The 16,640-nt window shown below is 65.4% G+C and carries 11 protein-coding genes; 8 read left to right on the top strand and 3 right to left on the bottom strand.

The window, feature by feature from the left end; genetic code table 11:
• The first annotated feature begins 66 nt into the window (after positions 1-66).
• From V1278_RS22835 to V1278_RS22810, 6 genes are all read left to right on the top strand, one after another.
• Positions 67-5,280 (top strand): alpha-2-macroglobulin family protein, encoded by a 5,214-nt coding sequence (locus tag V1278_RS22835; RefSeq protein WP_334382273.1) that lies wholly within the window; start codon positions 67-69, stop codon positions 5,278-5,280.
• Between the two features lie 11 nt (positions 5,281-5,291).
• Positions 5,292-7,436 carry a penicillin-binding protein 1C gene (pbpC, locus tag V1278_RS22830; RefSeq protein ID WP_334382272.1) on the top strand — a complete coding sequence of 715 codons (2,145 nt, stop codon included), beginning with the start codon at positions 5,292-5,294 and terminating at the stop codon, positions 7,434-7,436.
• A gap of 77 nt (positions 7,437-7,513) precedes the next feature.
• Complete coding sequence (locus tag V1278_RS22825) at positions 7,514-9,256, top strand: ArnT family glycosyltransferase (protein WP_334382271.1); 1,743 nt, start codon at positions 7,514-7,516, stop codon at positions 9,254-9,256.
• 1 nt (position 9,257) lies between these two features.
• Entirely contained in the window at positions 9,258-10,103 is an 846-nt protein-coding gene (locus tag V1278_RS22820; RefSeq protein ID WP_334382270.1) for a phosphatase PAP2 family protein, read from the top strand.
• Positions 10,104-10,175: 72 nt separating this feature from the next.
• On the top strand, positions 10,176-10,919 hold the full coding sequence (locus V1278_RS22815) for a glycosyltransferase family 2 protein (RefSeq protein WP_334382269.1): 744 nt from the start codon (positions 10,176-10,178) through the stop codon (positions 10,917-10,919).
• Entirely contained in the window at positions 10,919-11,257 is a 339-nt protein-coding gene (locus V1278_RS22810; RefSeq protein ID WP_213247201.1) for a lipid-A-disaccharide synthase N-terminal domain-containing protein, read from the top strand. The genes V1278_RS22815 and V1278_RS22810 overlap by 1 nt, the downstream gene beginning before the upstream one ends.
• 3 nt (positions 11,258-11,260) lie before the next feature.
• Here the strand turns inward: V1278_RS22810 and V1278_RS22805 are convergent, their stop codons facing one another.
• A complete protein-coding gene (locus V1278_RS22805; RefSeq protein ID WP_334382268.1) occupies positions 11,261-12,946 on the bottom strand; it encodes a Na/Pi cotransporter family protein in 1,686 nt (561 codons plus the stop codon).
• Between the two features lie 269 nt (positions 12,947-13,215).
• On the opposite strand from V1278_RS22805, the gene V1278_RS22800 reads away from it, so the two are divergent.
• Positions 13,216-13,461 (top strand): PilZ domain-containing protein, encoded by a 246-nt coding sequence (locus V1278_RS22800; RefSeq protein ID WP_028346170.1) that lies wholly within the window; start codon positions 13,216-13,218, stop codon positions 13,459-13,461.
• Between the two features lie 171 nt (positions 13,462-13,632).
• The gene (locus tag V1278_RS22795; RefSeq protein WP_334382267.1) at positions 13,633-14,460 is read left to right on the top strand and encodes a tetratricopeptide repeat protein; all 828 of its coding nucleotides are present in this window, start codon (positions 13,633-13,635) and stop codon (positions 14,458-14,460) included.
• A gap of 159 nt (positions 14,461-14,619) precedes the next feature.
• Here V1278_RS22795 and V1278_RS22790 read toward each other — a convergent pair whose 3' ends face one another.
• Positions 14,620-15,903 carry an AAA family ATPase gene (locus V1278_RS22790; RefSeq protein WP_334382266.1) on the bottom strand — a complete coding sequence of 428 codons (1,284 nt, stop codon included), beginning with the start codon at positions 15,901-15,903 and terminating at the stop codon, positions 14,620-14,622.
• A complete protein-coding gene (locus V1278_RS22785) occupies positions 15,900-16,640 on the bottom strand; it encodes a CpaD family pilus assembly protein (protein ID WP_442893831.1) in 741 nt (246 codons plus the stop codon). The genes V1278_RS22790 and V1278_RS22785 overlap by 4 nt, the downstream gene beginning before the upstream one ends.

The raw sequence follows: 16,640 nt of genomic DNA, 5'->3' as shown, positions 1-16,640 counted from the left end.
AGTCCGTCACCTTTTCGCGCCTTTTTTGGTCGTTACGCGGCATCTGTCCGCGGCAAGGAGTCCATCATGATCGGTTTGGTTCGCGCCACAGTGATTTGCGCCACGCTGGCGCTTGGCCTGACGGCGGCAGGGGCCGCGGACAAGGCGTTCAAGCGCGACGAGCTGGCCGATTCGGCCGTGAAGCTGGAGGCCCAGATCAAGAGCGAGGCGGGGCCGGTGGCGAAATCCTCCGCGACGCTGCGCAACGATGCCGACGCCGCCTTCAAGCGCGCCGACTTCCGGGTGGGCCTGCAGATCCTCGGCCAGATCGCGGCGACCACGCCAGAAGACAGCGCCAACTGGCTGCGCCTCGCCAAGACCATCTTCCAGATCCGCTCCGTCAGTTCCAGCGAACAGACCTTCCTCTATGAGCGCGCCTCGACCGCGGCCTACATCGCCTATCAGCGCGCCGGCAACCAGGCCGAGGAGGCTGATGCGCTGGCCGTGCTGGGCCGGGCGATGTCCGAGCGCAAGCTGTGGCGCCCGGCACTGGATGCGTTGCGGCTGTCGCTCGACATGCGTGAGGTCGCCGAGGTCCGCGGCCAGTACGAGAAGATGCGGGATCAGCACGGCTTCCGGCTGCTCGACTATACCGTGGATTCCGACGGCGCCTCGCCGCGCGCCTGTTTCCAGTTCTCCGAAGACCTCGCCAAGCGGGTCGATTTCGCGCCCTTCGTGGCGCTGGCCGGCACCGACAAGCCGGCGCTGACGAGCGAAGGCAAGCAGCTCTGCGTCGACGGGCTGAAGCATGGCGAGCGCTACAACATCAACCTGCGCGCCGGCCTGCCGTCCACGGTGAAGGAGAGCCTGCCGAAATCGGCCGAGTTCAACGTCTATGTCCGCGACCGCAAGCCGTTCGTGCGCTTCACCGGCCGCGCCTATGTGCTGCCGCGCACCGGCCAGCGCGGCATTCCGCTGGTCAGCGTCAACACGCCTTCGGTGAACGTCAACGTGTTCCGGATCGGCGACCGGAACCTGATCAACACGGTGGTCGACAGCGATTTTCAGAAGACGCTCTCCAGCTATCAGCTCTCCGATCTCGGCAACGAGCGCGGGGTCAAGGTCTGGTCCGGCGAGCTCGCCACCGCCTCGACGCTGAACCAGGACGTCGTGACGGCTTTCCCGGTCGACCAGGTGCTCGGAGATCTGCAGCCGGGCGTCTACGTGATGACGGCCGCCGCCAAGGGCCCGGGCAGCAGCAGCGACGATGACGGCACACTGGCGACGCAATGGTTCATCGTCTCCGACATGGGCTTGACGGCGTTTTCCGGCAATGACGGCATCCATGTCTTCGTCAATTCGCTGGCTTCGACCGAAGCCGTATCTAAGGCCGAAGTGCGGCTGGTCGCGCGCAACAACGAGATCCTGGCCACGCGCAAGACCGACGATGCCGGCCACGTGCTGTTCGAGGCGGGGCTTGCGCGCGGCGAGGGCGGGCTCTCGCCGGCGTTGCTGACGGTGATGAGCGAGAAGGCGGACTACGCCTTCCTCAGCCTGAAGACCAATGCCTTCGACCTCACCGACCGCGGCGTGTCAGGACGGATCGTGCCGCCTGGCGCCGACGCCTTCGTCTATGCCGAGCGCGGGGTCTACCGGTCGAACGAGACCGTCTACCTGACCGCGCTGCTGCGCGACGGGCAGGGCAACGCCTTGGCCGGCGGGCCGCTGACGCTGGTGATCGAGCGGCCGGACGGCGTCGAATTCCGCCGCGCCCAGCTCCCCGACCAGGGCGCGGGTGGCCGCTCCATGGCCGTGCCGCTCAATTCGGCGGTCCCGACCGGGACCTGGCGGGTGCGCGCCTTTACCGACCCCAAGGGCTCGTCCGTCGGCGAGACCACCTTCATGGTCGAGGACTACATCCCCGAACGGATCGAATTCGACGTCTCGGCCAAGGAAAAGGTGATCAAGGCTGAGACCCCGGTTGAACTGAAGGTCGCTGGCAAGTTCCTTTATGGTGCGCCGGCGTCGGGCCTGCAGCTCGAAGGCGACATGCTGGTCGCCCCCGCAGCCTCCGGGCGGCCCGGCTATCCCGGCTATCAGTTCGGTGTGGAGGACGAGGAAACCGCTTCCAACGAGCGCACCCCGATCGAGAACCTGCCGGAGGCCGACGCCAATGGTGTTGCGACCTTCCCGGTGTCGCTGGCGAAGGCGCCGACCTCGACCCAGCCGCAGGAGGCGCAGATCTTCATCCGGATGGTGGAGACCGGCGGCCGCGCGGTCGAGCGCAAGCTGGTGCTCCCCGTGGCGCCGACCGCGGCCCTGATCGGCATCAAGCCGCTGTTCGGCGACAAGAGCGTCGCTGAAGGCGACAAGGCCGAGTTCGACGTGGTCTTCGTCAGCCCTGACGGCAAGCAACTGTCGCGCGACGGCCTGCGCTACGAACTCTTGAAGATGGAGTCGCGCTATCAGTGGTATCGTCAGAATTCGTCCTGGGAATATGAGCCGGTCAAATCCACCAAACGCGTTGCCGATGGCGACCTGACGCTGACATCAGACAAGGCGGCGCGGGTGTCGGTCGCGCCGGAGCCCGGCCGCTATCGCCTGGACGTCAAATCGAATGAGGCGGATGGCCCGATCACCTCGGTGCAGTTCGACGTCGGCTGGTATTCCGACGGCAGCGCCGATACGCCGGACCTGTTGGAGACCTCGATCGACAAGCCGGAATACGCCTCCGGCGACACCATGGTGGTGTCGGTCAATGCCCGCACCGCCGGGAAGCTCACCATCAACGTGCTCGGCGACCGCCTGCTGACGACCCAGACCGTCGACGTCAAGGAAGGCACCCAGCAGGTCAAACTGACCGTCGGCAAGGATTGGGGCACAGGCGCCTATGTGCTGGCGACGCTGCGGCGACCGCTGGACGCGGCGGCGTTGCGGATGCCCGGACGGGCGATCGGGCTAAAATGGTTCGGGATCGACAAGAAGGCGCGCACGCTCCAAGTCGCGCTGTCGCCGCCACCGCTGGTTCGGCCCGGCACCAGCTTAAAGATCCCGGTCAAGCTGGGTGGGCTCAATCCCGGCGAGGACGCCAAGGTCGTGGTCGCCGCGGTCGATGTCGGCATTCTCAACCTGACCAACTACAAGCCGCCGGCACCCGATGACTATTATCTCGGCCAGCGCCGCCTGACGGCCGAAATCCGCGACCTCTACGGCCAGTTGATCGACGGTATGCAGGGTACCCGCGGCCAGATCAGGACCGGCGGCGATTCCGCCGGCGCCGAGCTGCAGGGCTCACCGCCCACGCAGAAGCCGCTCGCGCTCTATTCCGGCATCGTCACGGTTGGCGCCGACGGCACCGCCGAGATCAGTTTCGACATTCCGGAGTTCGCCGGTACTGCACGCGTGATGGCGGTGGCGTGGAACACGACCAAGCTTGGCCGCGCCACCATCGATGTCACGGTGCGTGACCCCGTCGTGCTGACGGCGACGCTGCCGCGCTTCCTGCTCAATGGCGATAAGGGCACCATGAGTTTCGACCTCGACAATGTCGAGGGCGCCCCTGGCGACTACAGCATCAGCGTGAAGACCTCGGGACCCGTGAAGGTGACGGGCAATCCGACCACGACGGTCAAACTCGCGGCCAAGCAGCGGACCTCGATGTCGCTGGCGCTCGATGCCGGCGGCGCCGGCACCGCCAATCTCGACGTCGACATCAAGGGCCCGAACGGGCTGACGCTGACGCGGCATTATGCGCTCGACGTCAAGGCGGCGACGCAGGTGCTGGCGCGGCGCTCGATCCGGACATTGGCGAAAGGCGAGAGCCTGACGCTGACTCCTGACATGTTCTCCGACCTCGTGTCGGGCACCGGCAGCGTCTCGCTGTCGGTCAGCCTATCCACCGCACTCGATGCGGCGACCATTTTGAAGGCGCTGGATCGCTATCCGCACGGATGCTCCGAGCAGATCACGAGCCGCGCAATGCCGTTGCTCTATGTCAATGATCTGGCGGCCGGCGCGCACCTGGCGATGGATACCGCCGTCGACCAGCGCATCAAGGACGCGATCGAACGGCTGCTGGCGCGGCAGGGCTCGAACGGCTCGTTCGGGCTGTGGTCGGCGGGCGGCGAAGACGCCTGGCTCGACGCCTATGTGACGGACTTCCTGACGCGGGCCCGCGAAAAGGGCTTTGCGGTGCCGGACGTGCTGTTCAAGAACGCGCTGGATCGTATCCGCAACTCCGTGGTCAATGCCAACGAGCCGGAAAAGGACGGCGGCCGTGATCTGGCCTACGGCCTCTATGTGCTTGCCCGCAATGGTGCAGCGCCGATCGGCGATCTCCGCTATCTCGCCGACACCAAGCTGAGCAATCTCGCAACGCCGATTGCGAAATCGCAGCTCGCCGCGGCGCTGGCGCTGGTCGGCGACAAGACGCGGGCGGAACGGGTCTATGCGGCGGCACTCGATGCGCTGGCGCCAAAACCGGTAATCGAGTTCGGCCGCGTCGATTACGGCTCGGCGCTGCGCGACGCGGCGGCGCTGGTCTCGCTCGCCAGCGAAGGCAACGCGCCGCGGGCGACACTGACGCAGGCCGTTCAGCGGGTCGAAGCGGCGCGGGGGCTTACGCCCTACACCTCCACGCAGGAGAATGCGTGGATGGTGCTGGCCGCGCGAGCGCTGTCAAAGGAAACGCTGGCGCTCGATATCGATGGATCGCCGGTCAAGGCCGCCGTCTATCGCAGCTACAAGGCCGAGGCGGTGGCCGGCAAGCCGGTCAAGATCACCAATACCGGCGATGCGCCGGTGCAGGCGGTGGTCTCGGTCTCGGGCTCGCCGGTTACGCCGGAGCCCGCGGCTTCCAACGGCTTCAAGATCGAGCGCAGCTATTTCTCGCTCGACGGCAAGCCCGCCGACGTCACCAAGGCCAAGCAGAACGATCGCTTCGCGGTGGTGCTGAAGATCACCGAGGCCAAGCCGGAACGCGGGCACATCATGGTGGCCGACTATCTGCCGGCCGGTCTCGAGATCGACAACCCGCGCCTGGTGTCGTCCGGTGACTCCGGCACGCTGGACTGGATCGAGGACGGCGAGGAGCCGGAGCATACCGAGTTCCGCGACGACCGCTTCACCGCGGCGATCGAGCGCGCCAGCGACGACCAGTCGGTGTTCACGGTGGCTTACATCGTGCGCGCGGTCTCGCCCGGCAAATACGTGCTGCCGCAGGCCTATGTCGAGGACATGTACAACCCCTCGCGCTACGGCCGTACCGGCACCGGCTCGGTCGAGGTGCGTCCGGCGAAATGAGCGATGGTGGGATGAGCGACGCGGTGTCACCACAATCTCAATCGTCATGCCCGGGCAAGCCCGGCCATGGCGGTGGTATTGGGCCTCGCCGCTTTTTCCGGATCGCCGTAACGCTGGCCTTTGTCCTCGTCGTCATCACGACCGCCTTCGCGGGTTGGGTCTACGCGCTGGGCCCATTGCCGCTGGAAGAGGCGCGCAAAGTCTCCACCACCATCGTCGATCGCAACGGCAAGCTGCTGCGCGCCTATGCGATGGCCGACGGACGGTGGCGGTTGCCGGTGGAGGCAAAGACCGCGGTCGATCCCGGGTATCTCAAGGTGCTACTTGCTTACGAGGACCGCCGGTTCTGGTCGCATGGCGGCGTCGATCCGCTGGCGCTGGGACGGGCGGCGCTGCAACTGGCGAGCCGCGGCCACATCGTCTCCGGCGGCTCGACGATTACGATGCAACTGGCGCGGCTGATGGAGCCGCGGCGCGAGCGCTCGGTCTACGCAAAGCTGCGCCAGATGGTGCGCGCGGTCCAGCTCGAGCGGCAACTGAGCAAGGACGAGATCCTCGATCTCTATCTGGCGCTGGCGCCGTTCGGCGGCAATCTCGAAGGCATCCGCGCCGCATCCATTGCCTATTTCGGCAAGGAGCCGAAGCGGCTTTCGCTCGCTGAAGCCGCATTGCTGGTCGCGCTGCCGCAATCGCCGGAACGCCGCCGGCTCGACCGTCATCCGGAAGCCGCCCACGCCGCGCGGGACCGTGTGCTGGCACGGATGGTCGAGGATGGCGTGGTGTCGCAAGAGGACGCGGCGCAGGCCAAGGCGGTGGCGGTGCCGCGGCTGCGCAAGCCGATGCCGATCCTGGCGCCGCATTCCTCCGATTCCGCGATGGCGACGGTGAAAGATACGCCGCTGATCAAGCTCACGCTGGATTCCGGCTTGCAGAAGACGCTGGAAGCCTTGGCGCACGACCGTGCCGTGGCGCAGGGACCGAATATTTCAGTCGCCATCATCGCGGTCGACAACGAAACAGGCGACGTGCTGGCGCGCGTGGGCTCGGCGGATTATTTCGACGAGCGCCGCGCTGGGCAGGTCGACATGACCCGCGCGGTGCGCTCGCCCGGGTCGACGCTAAAGCCGTTCATCTACGGGCTCGCGTTCGAGGATGGCTTCGTGCACCCCGAGAGCCTGATCGACGACCGCCCGATCCGCTTCGGCTCCTATGCGCCGGAAAATTTCGACATGATGTTCCAGGGTACCGTGCCGGTGCGTAAGGCGTTGCAACTCTCGCTGAACGTGCCGGCGATCGCGCTGCTCGACCGCGTCGGCTCCAGCCGGCTGTCGTCGCGGCTGAAGCAGGCCGGCGGCAATCTCGTGCTGCCGAAGGACGAAGCGCCGGGTCTGGCGATGGGCCTTGGCGGCGTCGGCGTTACTTTGCAGGACCTGGCGCAGCTCTATGCCGGGCTGGCGCGGCTGGGTGCGGCGCGGCCGTTGCGCGAGATCGTGCTCACCAAGGACGAGCGTGAGCCGCTCCGGCTAATGGACCACGCCGCCGCCTGGCAGGTCGGTAACGTATTGCTTGGCACGCCGCCGCCGGAAAACGGCGTGCACAACAAAATTGCGTTCAAGACCGGCACCAGCTACGGCTATCGCGACGCGTGGTCGGTTGGTTTCGATGGCCGCATCACGATCGGCGTGTGGGTCGGGCGTCCCGACGGCGCGCCGGTGCCGGGCCTGGTCGGCCGCACCGCCGCCGCGCCGATCCTGTTCGACGCCTTTGCGCGCACCGGGAAAATCCCTGCGGCGCTGCCGAAGCCGCCGAAAGGTGCGCTGATCGCCAGCAACGCCAAACTGCCATTGCCGCTGCGGCGGTTCCGTCCGGTCGGCGAACTGATCCGGACCGGCAGCGATTCTGCGCCGCGCATCCAGTTTCCCCTGAACGGGTCGCGCATCGACGTCGACCGTTCAAGCGACGGGCAGGCCGCCGCGATGCCGGTCAAGGTTGCCGGCGGCGTGCTGCCGCTGACCATCATGGTGAACGGCACTTCAGTCGGCGAGATTGACAGCCGTCGCCAGCGCCTGGTCGATCCGCCCGGACCGGGCTTTGCCCGGCTGACCGTGATCGATGCGACGGGGACGGCCGATACCGTGGTCATCCGGGTACAGTAAGGAAAAACGCTCTGTTGACCACGACTTAGGGGTTTTGCGGTGTTGTTTGCACTGCGGTTTCATCGTATGCGAACAGCATGGTGGAAACCTTGCACCCCCCACGCTTTGGAGCGGGCCAACAGCCTGTAAAACCTGCGCATTCCGGCCGCAGGTTGGCCGTTGTGTTCGACTATGCCACCGCGAACCATTTTCGCGCGATCGTGTTTCTGGTGCTCTGCGGTATCGTGCTTTTCCTGCCCGGATTCTTCAACATTCCGGCAATTGACCGCGACGAGGCGCGCTTTGCGCAGGCGACCAAGCAGATGGTCGAAAGCGGCGATTTCGTCGACATCCGCTTCCAGGACGACGTCCGCTACAAGAAGCCGGTCGGAATCTACTGGCTGCAGGCCGCCGTGGTCGAAACCGCCTCGTCGCTCGGTCTGCCGCGCGCGCAGTTGCGCATCTGGCTTTACCGGATTCCCTCCCTGATGGGAGCCATCGGCGCGGTTCTCCTGACCTACTGGGCGGCGCTCGCCTTTGTCACGCGGCGCGGGGCCGCGCTGGCAGCACTGATGATGTGCAGTTCCGTCCTGCTCGGCGCCGAAGCGAGGCTAGCCAAAACCGATGCGATGCTGCTCTTGACCGTTGTCGCCGCGATGGGGGCAATGGCGCGGGTGTATCTGTCCTGGCAGCGTGGCGAGGATCCGGCGCGTCCGCCCTGGGCCCCGCCGGCGATCTTCTGGACGGCGCTGGCCGGCGGCATCCTGCTCAAGGGACCGCTGATCCTGATGTTCGTCGGGCTGACCATCCTGGCGCTCGCGATCCTCGACCGCTCGGCGGCATGGCTTTGGCGGCTGCGCCCGGTTTGGGGGCTGATGTGGACGCTGGTGCTGGTACTACCCTGGTTCGTTGCGATCTTCTGGCGCGCGGGCGAGGCATTCTTCTCCAATTCGCTCGGCGGCGACATGCTGAGCAAGCTCGGCGCTCAGGAGTCCCATGGCGCGCCGCCCGGCCTCTATCTGGTGCTGTTCTGGGTCACGTTCTGGCCGGGCGCGGCGCTGGCGGGAATGGCGGCGCCGGCGGTATGGCGCGCGCGGCGCGAGCCCGGCGCGCAATATCTTCTGGCGTGGCTGGTTCCGTCATGGATCGTGTTCGAACTGGTGCTGACCAAGCTGCCGCATTACGTGCTGCCGCTCTACCCGGCGATTGCGATCCTCACCGCCGGCGCGCTGGAGCGCCGCGTGCTATCACGCTCCTGGCTGATGCGCGGTGCAGCCTGGTGGTTTGTCATTCCGGCCGGGGCATCCGTGATCGCCGTCATCGGCGCCATCAAGCTGACGCATTACCCGGTATTTCCGGCCTGGCCCTTCCTGGCGGCGGCGATGATTTTCGGCCTGATCGCGTGGTGGATGTTCGAGGACAGCCGCGCCGAGCGCTCGCTGCTGAATGCCGTGGTCGCGGCGATGTTTCTGGCGGTCGGAATCTACGGCATTGTCATGCCGTCGCTGACTGCCATGTTTCCAAGCGCCGAGATCGCGCGTGCGCTTCGCAACGTGGTCTGCGTCGGGCCAAAGGCGGCCGCCGCGGGCTTCCACGAGCCGAGCCTTGTCTTCATGACCGGTACCGGCACGCTGCTCACCGACGGATCCGGCGCGGCCGATTTCCTCGGGCAGGGCAGTTGCCGGTTCGCGCTGGTTGAATCGCGCACGGAGCGGGCCTTCGTTCAGCGCGCCGAAGCGATCGGGCTGCGCTACAATGTAGCGAAGCGGATCGAGGGCTATAACATTTCGCAGGGCAAGGCGATCTCGATCGCCATCTTCCGCTCGGAAGGCACGGAGTAAGATGGCTGCGAGCCCTGCTGTCGACGATTCCAAAAGCTATCTTGCGCGTTTCTCCACGCTGACGTGGCTGTCATTGGCGCAGCTCGTGCGGTCGCCGTCGCATTCGCGGCGAGCCGAAGCCGCTCGCCGCGCGGCTCGTCATGTCTTGTGGATCTCGGCAGGTCTCGGTGCAGCGATCGTGGTGCTGATGTATGCGATCGACGCGTGGGAAATCGCCCAGATGCCAAAGCGCGGTACGCCCTCGCTGTGGTGGGTCCGCATTCTCACCGATTTCGGCAAGGACGAATATGTGTTGGCGGGGCTGGGAGGATTGCTGATCGCGGTCGCGATCGCCGCACCGGCCTTGGATGGCATCAGGCGCTCATTGCTGCTCGGTCTCGGAACACGGCTGCAGTTCATCTTCTGCGCCGTCGCTGTATCCAGTCTGGTCACCGAGGTGCTGAAATACAGCATCGGCCGCGGCCGGCCATTTGTCGGTGGCGAGGCCAACGCTTTCCACTTCTCGCACTTCGCGGGCAACCCCGCTTATTTCAGCTTTCCTTCCGGCCACGCCACGACCGCCTTTGCGCTCGCGTTCGCCGTGTCGGTCATCTGGCCGAAGGCTCGCTTTGCGATGGCCGTCTATGCCCTGATCATTGCGGCGACCCGTCTGGTGCTGGTCGCCCATCATCCCAGTGACGTGGTTGCCGGGGCCCTGGTCGGCATCGTCGGTGCGATGTTCGTACGATACTGGTTTGCGGCCCGCCGGCTCGGATTTGCGATCCAGCGCGACGGCAGCATCGTGTCCCTTGCCGGGCCCTCGTCCGGGCGCCTCAAAAGGGTTGCCCGGGGCTCTTTCGCCCCATAAAAGCGGACGCCGCCAGACGGCCCGATACGCCCCGGTTCCGGGTCCTTCCAAACCAACCAGACGAGTACCGATTTGACACCTGCCGACAGAGATGCGGTCGCCGTTTCAATCGTTGTGCCGGTCCGCAACGAGGCGGACAACGTCGCGCCGCTGATTGCGGAAATCGTCAGCGCGCTCGGCAGCCGCTGGGCCTACGAGATCATCTATGTCAACGACGGTTCGACGGATGCGACCGCCGAGCGGCTGGCGGCGATGATGAAGCAATATCCGCAGCTTCGGCAACTGAAGCACGCCGCCTCGACCGGGCAATCGGCAGCGGTGCGCAGCGGCGTACGGGCCGCGCGCGGCGCCATCGTGGCGACGCTCGACGGCGACGGGCAAAACAATCCGGCGTTCCTGCCGGACCTGATCGCGGCAGTTGAAAAAGGCGACGGCCGCGTCGGTCTTGTGGCAGGCCAACGGGTCGGGCGCAAGGATACCGGCTTCAAGAAACTGCAGTCGCGGATCGCCAACGGCGTGCGCAATGCCATCCTGCGCGACGGTACCCGCGACACCGGTTGCGGGCTGAAGGCGTTCCCGCGCGAGGTGTTCCTCTCGATGCCCTATTTCGACGGGCTGCATCGGTTCCTGCCGGCGCTGGTGCGCCGCGAAGGTTTCGACATCGCTTACGTCGACGTGATCGACCGCCCGCGCCAATCCGGCGTGTCCAATTACGGCTTCTTTGACCGGTTATGGATCGGGATCATGGATCTCGCCGGCGTGTGGTGGCTGATCCGGCGCAAGAAGTCGACGCCCGTTGCGATCGAGGTTCGCTGATGCTGATTCAATACGGCCAGGCGCTCGGCGACTATCTCTACGACGTGTTCGTCGCCAAGTTCGATTTCTGGCTGGCGTTCGGGCTGATCGCGCAATTGCTGTTCACCGCGCGGTTCCTGGTGCAGTGGATATCGAGCGAGCGGGCCGGACAGAGCGTGGTGCCGATGGCGTTCTGGTTCTTCTCGATGGGAGGCGGCATGATGACGCTGATCTACGGCATCGCCAAGCGCGAGCCCGTGATCATCATCGGCCAGTCGCTGGCCACGATCATCTATATCAGAAACATCATGCTGATCGTGAAGAACCGTGCCACCGCCTCGAAGACGCTCGATCGCTGACCGTCAGCGGCTCGGTGCCGCCGTGGGCAGCGCGAGCAATTCGCTTTCGGCACTGCGATGGGCGGCGAGTTCGCCGGCGGCATCGAGCACGGGGTAGGCGACCGAGCAGATGTGCGAGTGGATGCGCCGGAGGTCGCGCAACACGTCGAGATGAAGCGACGTGGTCTCGATGGTTTCGGGCCGGCCTTCACGCAAGCGGTCGAGGTGCCGCTCGGTGGCGGCGAGCTCGGCATTGCGCAGCGCGGCCTTTTCGGCCAGCAGTTTTCGCGCTTCGTTGAGGTCACCCGACATGAAGACCCCGAACGCGATCCGCAGAGAATCCATCGTGCGCTTGTGGAAGGCGGAAAGCTCCTCCGCGCCCTCGGCCGAGAACTGGAAGCGGCGCTTGATCTTCTTGGTGGCCAGTTCGCTCAAATTCTTGTCGATGATGTCGCCGATATGTTCGAGGTTGATGGCGAAGGAGACGATCTCCATCGCCCGGTGTCCCTCGCGCTCGTCGAGACTGCCGCGGGTGAGCTTCGTGACATAGAGCTTGATCGCCTCGTCGAGGCTGTCGACGATGTTGTCCATCCGCGAGACCTCGTCGACCAGCGCGCGGTCGTTGGTCATCATCGCCGCCATCACCTTGCGCAGCATGATCTCGACGTGATCGCCCATATGCAGGGTTTCGCGGGCGGCATCCGCCAGCGCGAGGGAAGGGGTCTCGAGTGCGCTCTCGTCGAGATAGCGCGGACCTGTCGGGTCGGCTTCCTTGACGCGCTCGGGCAGCAACCTCTTCAACAGCCGCGCCATGCCGTCGAGCAGGCCAATGAAGAGAGCTGCGGTCGCAACGTTGAAGGCGATGTGGAACAGGGCGGTTGCCTTGGCTACATCCGGTTGCCACGCGATCAGAAGCTCCGCGATCGGCTGCAGGAACGGCCCCACCAGCAGCACGCCGACAAGCCGGTTGACGAGATTGCCGAGCGGAAGGCGATAGCTGGCGGGATTGTCGCGGCGCGCGCCCTCGACGATCGGATTGATGGCGCTGCCGAGATTGGCGCCGAGTACGAGCGCCAGCGCCGCAAAGGGGGTGATGAAATGCGCATAGGCCAGCGACATCACCAGCAGCACGCTGGCAACAGAGGAATGCACGAGCCAGGTCACGATCGCAGCGAACAGGATGCAGAGCACGGGATCGCCGGTGATGGCGTTCATGAATACGCGTACGCCCGGCGCGTTCTCCGCCGGCGCCAGCGTGTTGAGCAGGATGTGCAGCGCCAGCAGCATCAGGCCGAGCCCGATAAAGACGCGGCCGATGTCCTTGATGCGCGAGCGCGGCCCGGTGCGGAAGGCGACCAGACCAATGATGAACAGCACCGGCGCGACGGCGGCGATGTTGAACGACAGGATCTGCACGATCAGCGTGGTGCCGACATTGGCACCGAGCATGATGGCGAGCGCAGGCACCAGGCTGACGAGCCCGTCCGACGTAAACGAACTCGTGATCAGCGCCGTCGCGGTGCTGCTCTGGAGCAGCGCGGTCAAGCCGAGGCCGGCGGCGAGGGCGGAGAAGCGGTTGCTCAGGGCCTTTGCCAATAACAGACGCAAGTTCGGCCCGAACGCGCGCAGGATCCCGCTGTGGACCATGTGCAAGCCCCACAGCAGCAATGCTACGCCGCCCATCAGGTCGAGAAGGACGAGGCTTCCCATGCGCGTCAGTTTCCGCCAAATCGAGTCGAGGGGTCAGGCTATCGCCTGACGAGGGGCGATCAACCCTTTAATTTGCCGAAAATTGCCGTGCACGGGCGCTGCTCGATCGTGGCTTGCCGGTGTTCGAAGGTCTTCGGCTCCGGATTCGGTAAACGGAATTCAAACGTATCAGTTACATTGCGAGCCGTCGCGCTAGGTCAATTCCAACAATTCTTCGGTAAAGCTGAGGGCACCTCCGGGTGAATCACTCCAGCAAGGCCAGGGTAGACATGTTAGCGAATCGCCGCAGAAGCGAACGACGTGCGTGCAGAAACTTTGCGAAAATACAGTTTGCGACCGGCGGATTGCCGCGCGACTGCATGATTACAGACATGTCGGATGGCGGCGTGAAGATCATCGCCGAATATCCCGAAATTCCTCCCGAATTCACGGTGATCTTTTCGGAGGGAAGGCCGCGTCAGTGCAAGCTGGCTTGGCGGATCGGTTGCGAACTCGGCGCGCAATTCCTCGACTAGGCCGCTCGGTCGCCCCGCTGGTGCGGTCGGCCCGGAACGGGCCGGCAAGCGCATGCACGGCGCGAGGCGCCCGCAAAGGTCGCCAATTACCGCAAAAGCGGGCCAGCTTAACCGGAACTTAGGGTTAAGCTGTGAACACTTCTGGACAGTCGCCGCCGTGAGTCCCGCTACATGTTCCAGAAGTTGCCTCATCCGCTCCGCGTCACGCGGCTCCTTGCGTGCGCATCGACCCTGATCCTGGCGTTGGGGATTGGCGGCTGCCAGACCTCGGGACTGTCAGACATTACCGGTTCGATCGGCGAGAAGGCCGACACCGACCACGCCGCCGATCCGCGCCGCGATATCCAGCTTTACCAGGAACGCTATCGCGCCAATCCGAAGGATGCCGACGCGGCCCTGAAATACGGTAAGGCGCTTCGGGCGACAGGGCAGCGGTCGCAGGCGGTTGCGGTGCTCGAACAGGCCTCCATCGCCCATCCGGGCAATAAGCCGCTGCTCGCAACCTATGGCCGCGCGCTGGCGGATAACGGCAATTTCCAGCAGGCCTTCGACGTGCTCGGCCGCGCCCACAGCCCCGACGATCCCGATTGGCGGCTGCTGTCGGCGCAGGGAGCAACACTGGATCAACTCGGCCGATACGAGGAGGCGCGGCAATACTATGCGAGCGCGCTGAAAATCGTGCCCGACCATCCGTCGGTGCTGTCCAATCTCGGACTGTCCTACGTGCTTTCGAAGGATCTGCCCAGGGCCGAGGAGACGCTGCGCCGCGCCCACAGCCTGGCCGGGACCGATCCGCGGGTGCGCGCCAATCTTGCACTGGCGGTCGGCCTGCAGGGGCATTTTGCCGAGGCAGAAAAGATTGTGAAGGCCGACCTGCCGCCCGCCGAGGCGGCAGCCAAAGTCGCGCAATTGAAGCGGATGCTGGCGCGAAAGGACAAGGAGAACGCGCGGGCCGAGGCCGACAAGATGCCGATCGCCGCAGCCCGACGCCTCGACTAGGCTGGAGCCTTTTCGGTTCTGATCGATTCAGAGCCAGCAGAGCCTGAATTCACCCCGGATCAAGTCCGGGGCAGGCTCCCGGATCAAGTCCGGGGCAGGCTTTCGCCCGAAAACGCGATCAGCGCCGCCGTCCGACGCCGCTGCGCCGTCATCCTTCGCTCACGCCCTGCGGGCCGTCGCGCCCTGCAGCTTCTTGATGATCGGCGCCAGGAACGAAATCCGCGACCGCTTGGTCACGGCATGGCCCGTCATGCGCTGCGCGATCTGCAGGAACACCTGGGTGGTGCGATGCTTGGCGGCGATCTGCGCGATCATCTGGCCGTTGTTGGCGGCGGTGCCGAACATCTTCGAATCGAACGGAATGGCCGCAATCGGCTGGCTCTCGATTGCCTTGGCGAATTCGCGCGTGGATATCTCCGGACGCTTGTGCATGCCAACCTGGTTCAGGCAATAGAGCGGCGGGCGGTCATTGGGCCGCGCCGCCTTCAGCACGTTCAGCATGTTCTTGGTGTTGCGCATATTGGCGAGGTCAGGCTCGGCGACGATCAGAATGTCGTCTGCGCCGACCAGCGTGCGCTTGGTCCATGCCGACCATTGATGGGGAACGTCGAGCACGATGCAGGGGGTCGTCATGCGCATCGTATCGAAGATCGCATCGAACGCGTCGGCGCCGAAATCGTAGACCTGGTCCAGGGTGGCCGGCGCCGCCAACAGGTTGAGGCGGTCGGTGCATTTCGCCAGCAGACGCTCCATGAAGGCGGAGTCCGGCCGTTCCTGCTGGAAGACGGCATTGGCAATGCCCTGAACCGGATCCTGATTGTAATCGAGGCCGGCGGTGCCGAAGGCAAGGTCGAGATCGATCACGACGGAATCGAGCGCGAGATCGCGCGCAATCGTCCAGGCCACGTTATGCGCGACGGTGGATGCACCGACGCCGCCCTTGGCGCCGACGACGGCGACGATGCGGCCGACGGCCACGGCCTCGGAGGCCGCGTACAGGCCGCATATTGCGCGCACGACATCGATGGGTTCGATCGGTCCGGTAACGTAGTCGCTGACGCCGCGCCGCACCAGTTCGCGATAGGGCGTGACATCGCTGGCGCTGCCGATCACGACGACGCGCGTTCCCGCGTCGCAGACGGTCGCGAGTTCATCGAGCCCTTCGAGGATATCGCTGCCGGGTTCGGTCTCCAGCAAGATCACGTTCGGCGTCGGCGCCGTGTGGTAAGCCTCGATGGCGGCGGCAATGCCGCCCATGTGAACCGAGAGGTGCGCCTTGCCGAGACGGCGGTCTTCGCTCGCCGCGCGCACCGCGGTTGCGATCGCCACACTGGCGCAAAAGGCCTGTACCGATACGCGCGGCGCCGGCGAGATGTATTCCTCGGGCTGCGCCGGCGTGTCGTCCAGTTGCTCGTCGGAGTTTTGAAAGACGCGGCTGATCATTTGCCTGTATCGCTGAGTTTGGCCTTGTCGGCTTCGGGATAGCTGGTCGCGGTCGATGCACCCTTGCGATATTTGTCAAAGGCGATATCGCGCCGCGGCGTGTAGGCGGCGGTCTCTGGACGCGGCTGCTCGAGGTCCGCCGGATTGTCGACCATCGCCGCGAGGTTGCGCTGGGTGGCGCAGCCGAAATTGTGGTAGGAGCGGTTTTCGTTATAGGCGACATTGTCGATGTTCGGCCCGAGGTCTTGCGGCCACAGCCCGCACGGACCGGCCACCGCCTTGATCTTCGGATAGCTCAGCCTGATCGTCGGCAAGGCCCTGATATCGTCGGGGTGGTAGTGACGCCGTGTGATGGCGCGCGAGGGCACGCCGCCCGCCAACAGCACCGATCGGATTTCCTGATACGACGACGCGGCCGCGCGCGCGTTCGCCGTGTCGATCGGGACATCGGCGATGATTGCGCCGGTGCCTTCGCGCATCCAGGCCTGCGCCAGGCCCATGACGTCGGCGCGCTGCGGCCCCGAGAGGCCGCCGCGGCCTCGGCCGACGAACACGACGATCGAGCGGTCGGCTTCGGTTACGGCAATCGGATGACGGTGGCGGTAATCGTCAGATACGCTTGCGGTTGTCACGATTTCCGTGGACTGCCACGTGCAAGCGCCGAGTGTCGCCGAAAGGCCGAGAAGGGCGCCGAGCAGCCCCCCGGCCTTGACGCGATGGAACGGTGTTCTGGTTAT

The organism is Bradyrhizobium sp. AZCC 1577, assembly GCF_036924575.1.
Classification (GTDB): Bacteria; Pseudomonadota; Alphaproteobacteria; order Rhizobiales; family Xanthobacteraceae; genus Bradyrhizobium.
The sequence above is the reverse complement of the archived record's forward strand: the minus strand, read 5'-3'. Positions and strand labels throughout refer to the sequence as shown.

What these genes read in the sequence shown, in the direction of transcription:
- V1278_RS22810 (WP_213247201.1), top strand. Translation starts at nt 10,919, where the DNA reads ATGCTGATTCAATACGGCCAGGCGCTCGGCGACTATCTCTACGACGTG.
- V1278_RS22820 (WP_334382270.1), top strand. Translation starts at nt 9,258, where the DNA reads ATGGCTGCGAGCCCTGCTGTCGACGATTCCAAAAGCTATCTTGCGCGT.
- V1278_RS22825 (WP_334382271.1), top strand. Translation starts at nt 7,514, where the DNA reads ATGGTGGAAACCTTGCACCCCCCACGCTTTGGAGCGGGCCAACAGCCT.
- V1278_RS22805 (WP_334382268.1), bottom strand. Translation starts at nt 12,946, where the DNA reads ATGGGAAGCCTCGTCCTTCTCGACCTGATGGGCGGCGTAGCATTGCTG.
- V1278_RS22790 (WP_334382266.1), bottom strand. Translation starts at nt 15,903, where the DNA reads ATGATCAGCCGCGTCTTTCAAAACTCCGACGAGCAACTGGACGACACG.
- V1278_RS22795 (WP_334382267.1), top strand. Translation starts at nt 13,633, where the DNA reads ATGTTCCAGAAGTTGCCTCATCCGCTCCGCGTCACGCGGCTCCTTGCG.
- V1278_RS22835 (WP_334382273.1), top strand. Translation starts at nt 67, where the DNA reads ATGATCGGTTTGGTTCGCGCCACAGTGATTTGCGCCACGCTGGCGCTT.
- pbpC (WP_334382272.1), top strand. Translation starts at nt 5,292, where the DNA reads ATGAGCGACGCGGTGTCACCACAATCTCAATCGTCATGCCCGGGCAAG.
- V1278_RS22800 (WP_028346170.1), top strand. Translation starts at nt 13,216, where the DNA reads ATGTTAGCGAATCGCCGCAGAAGCGAACGACGTGCGTGCAGAAACTTT.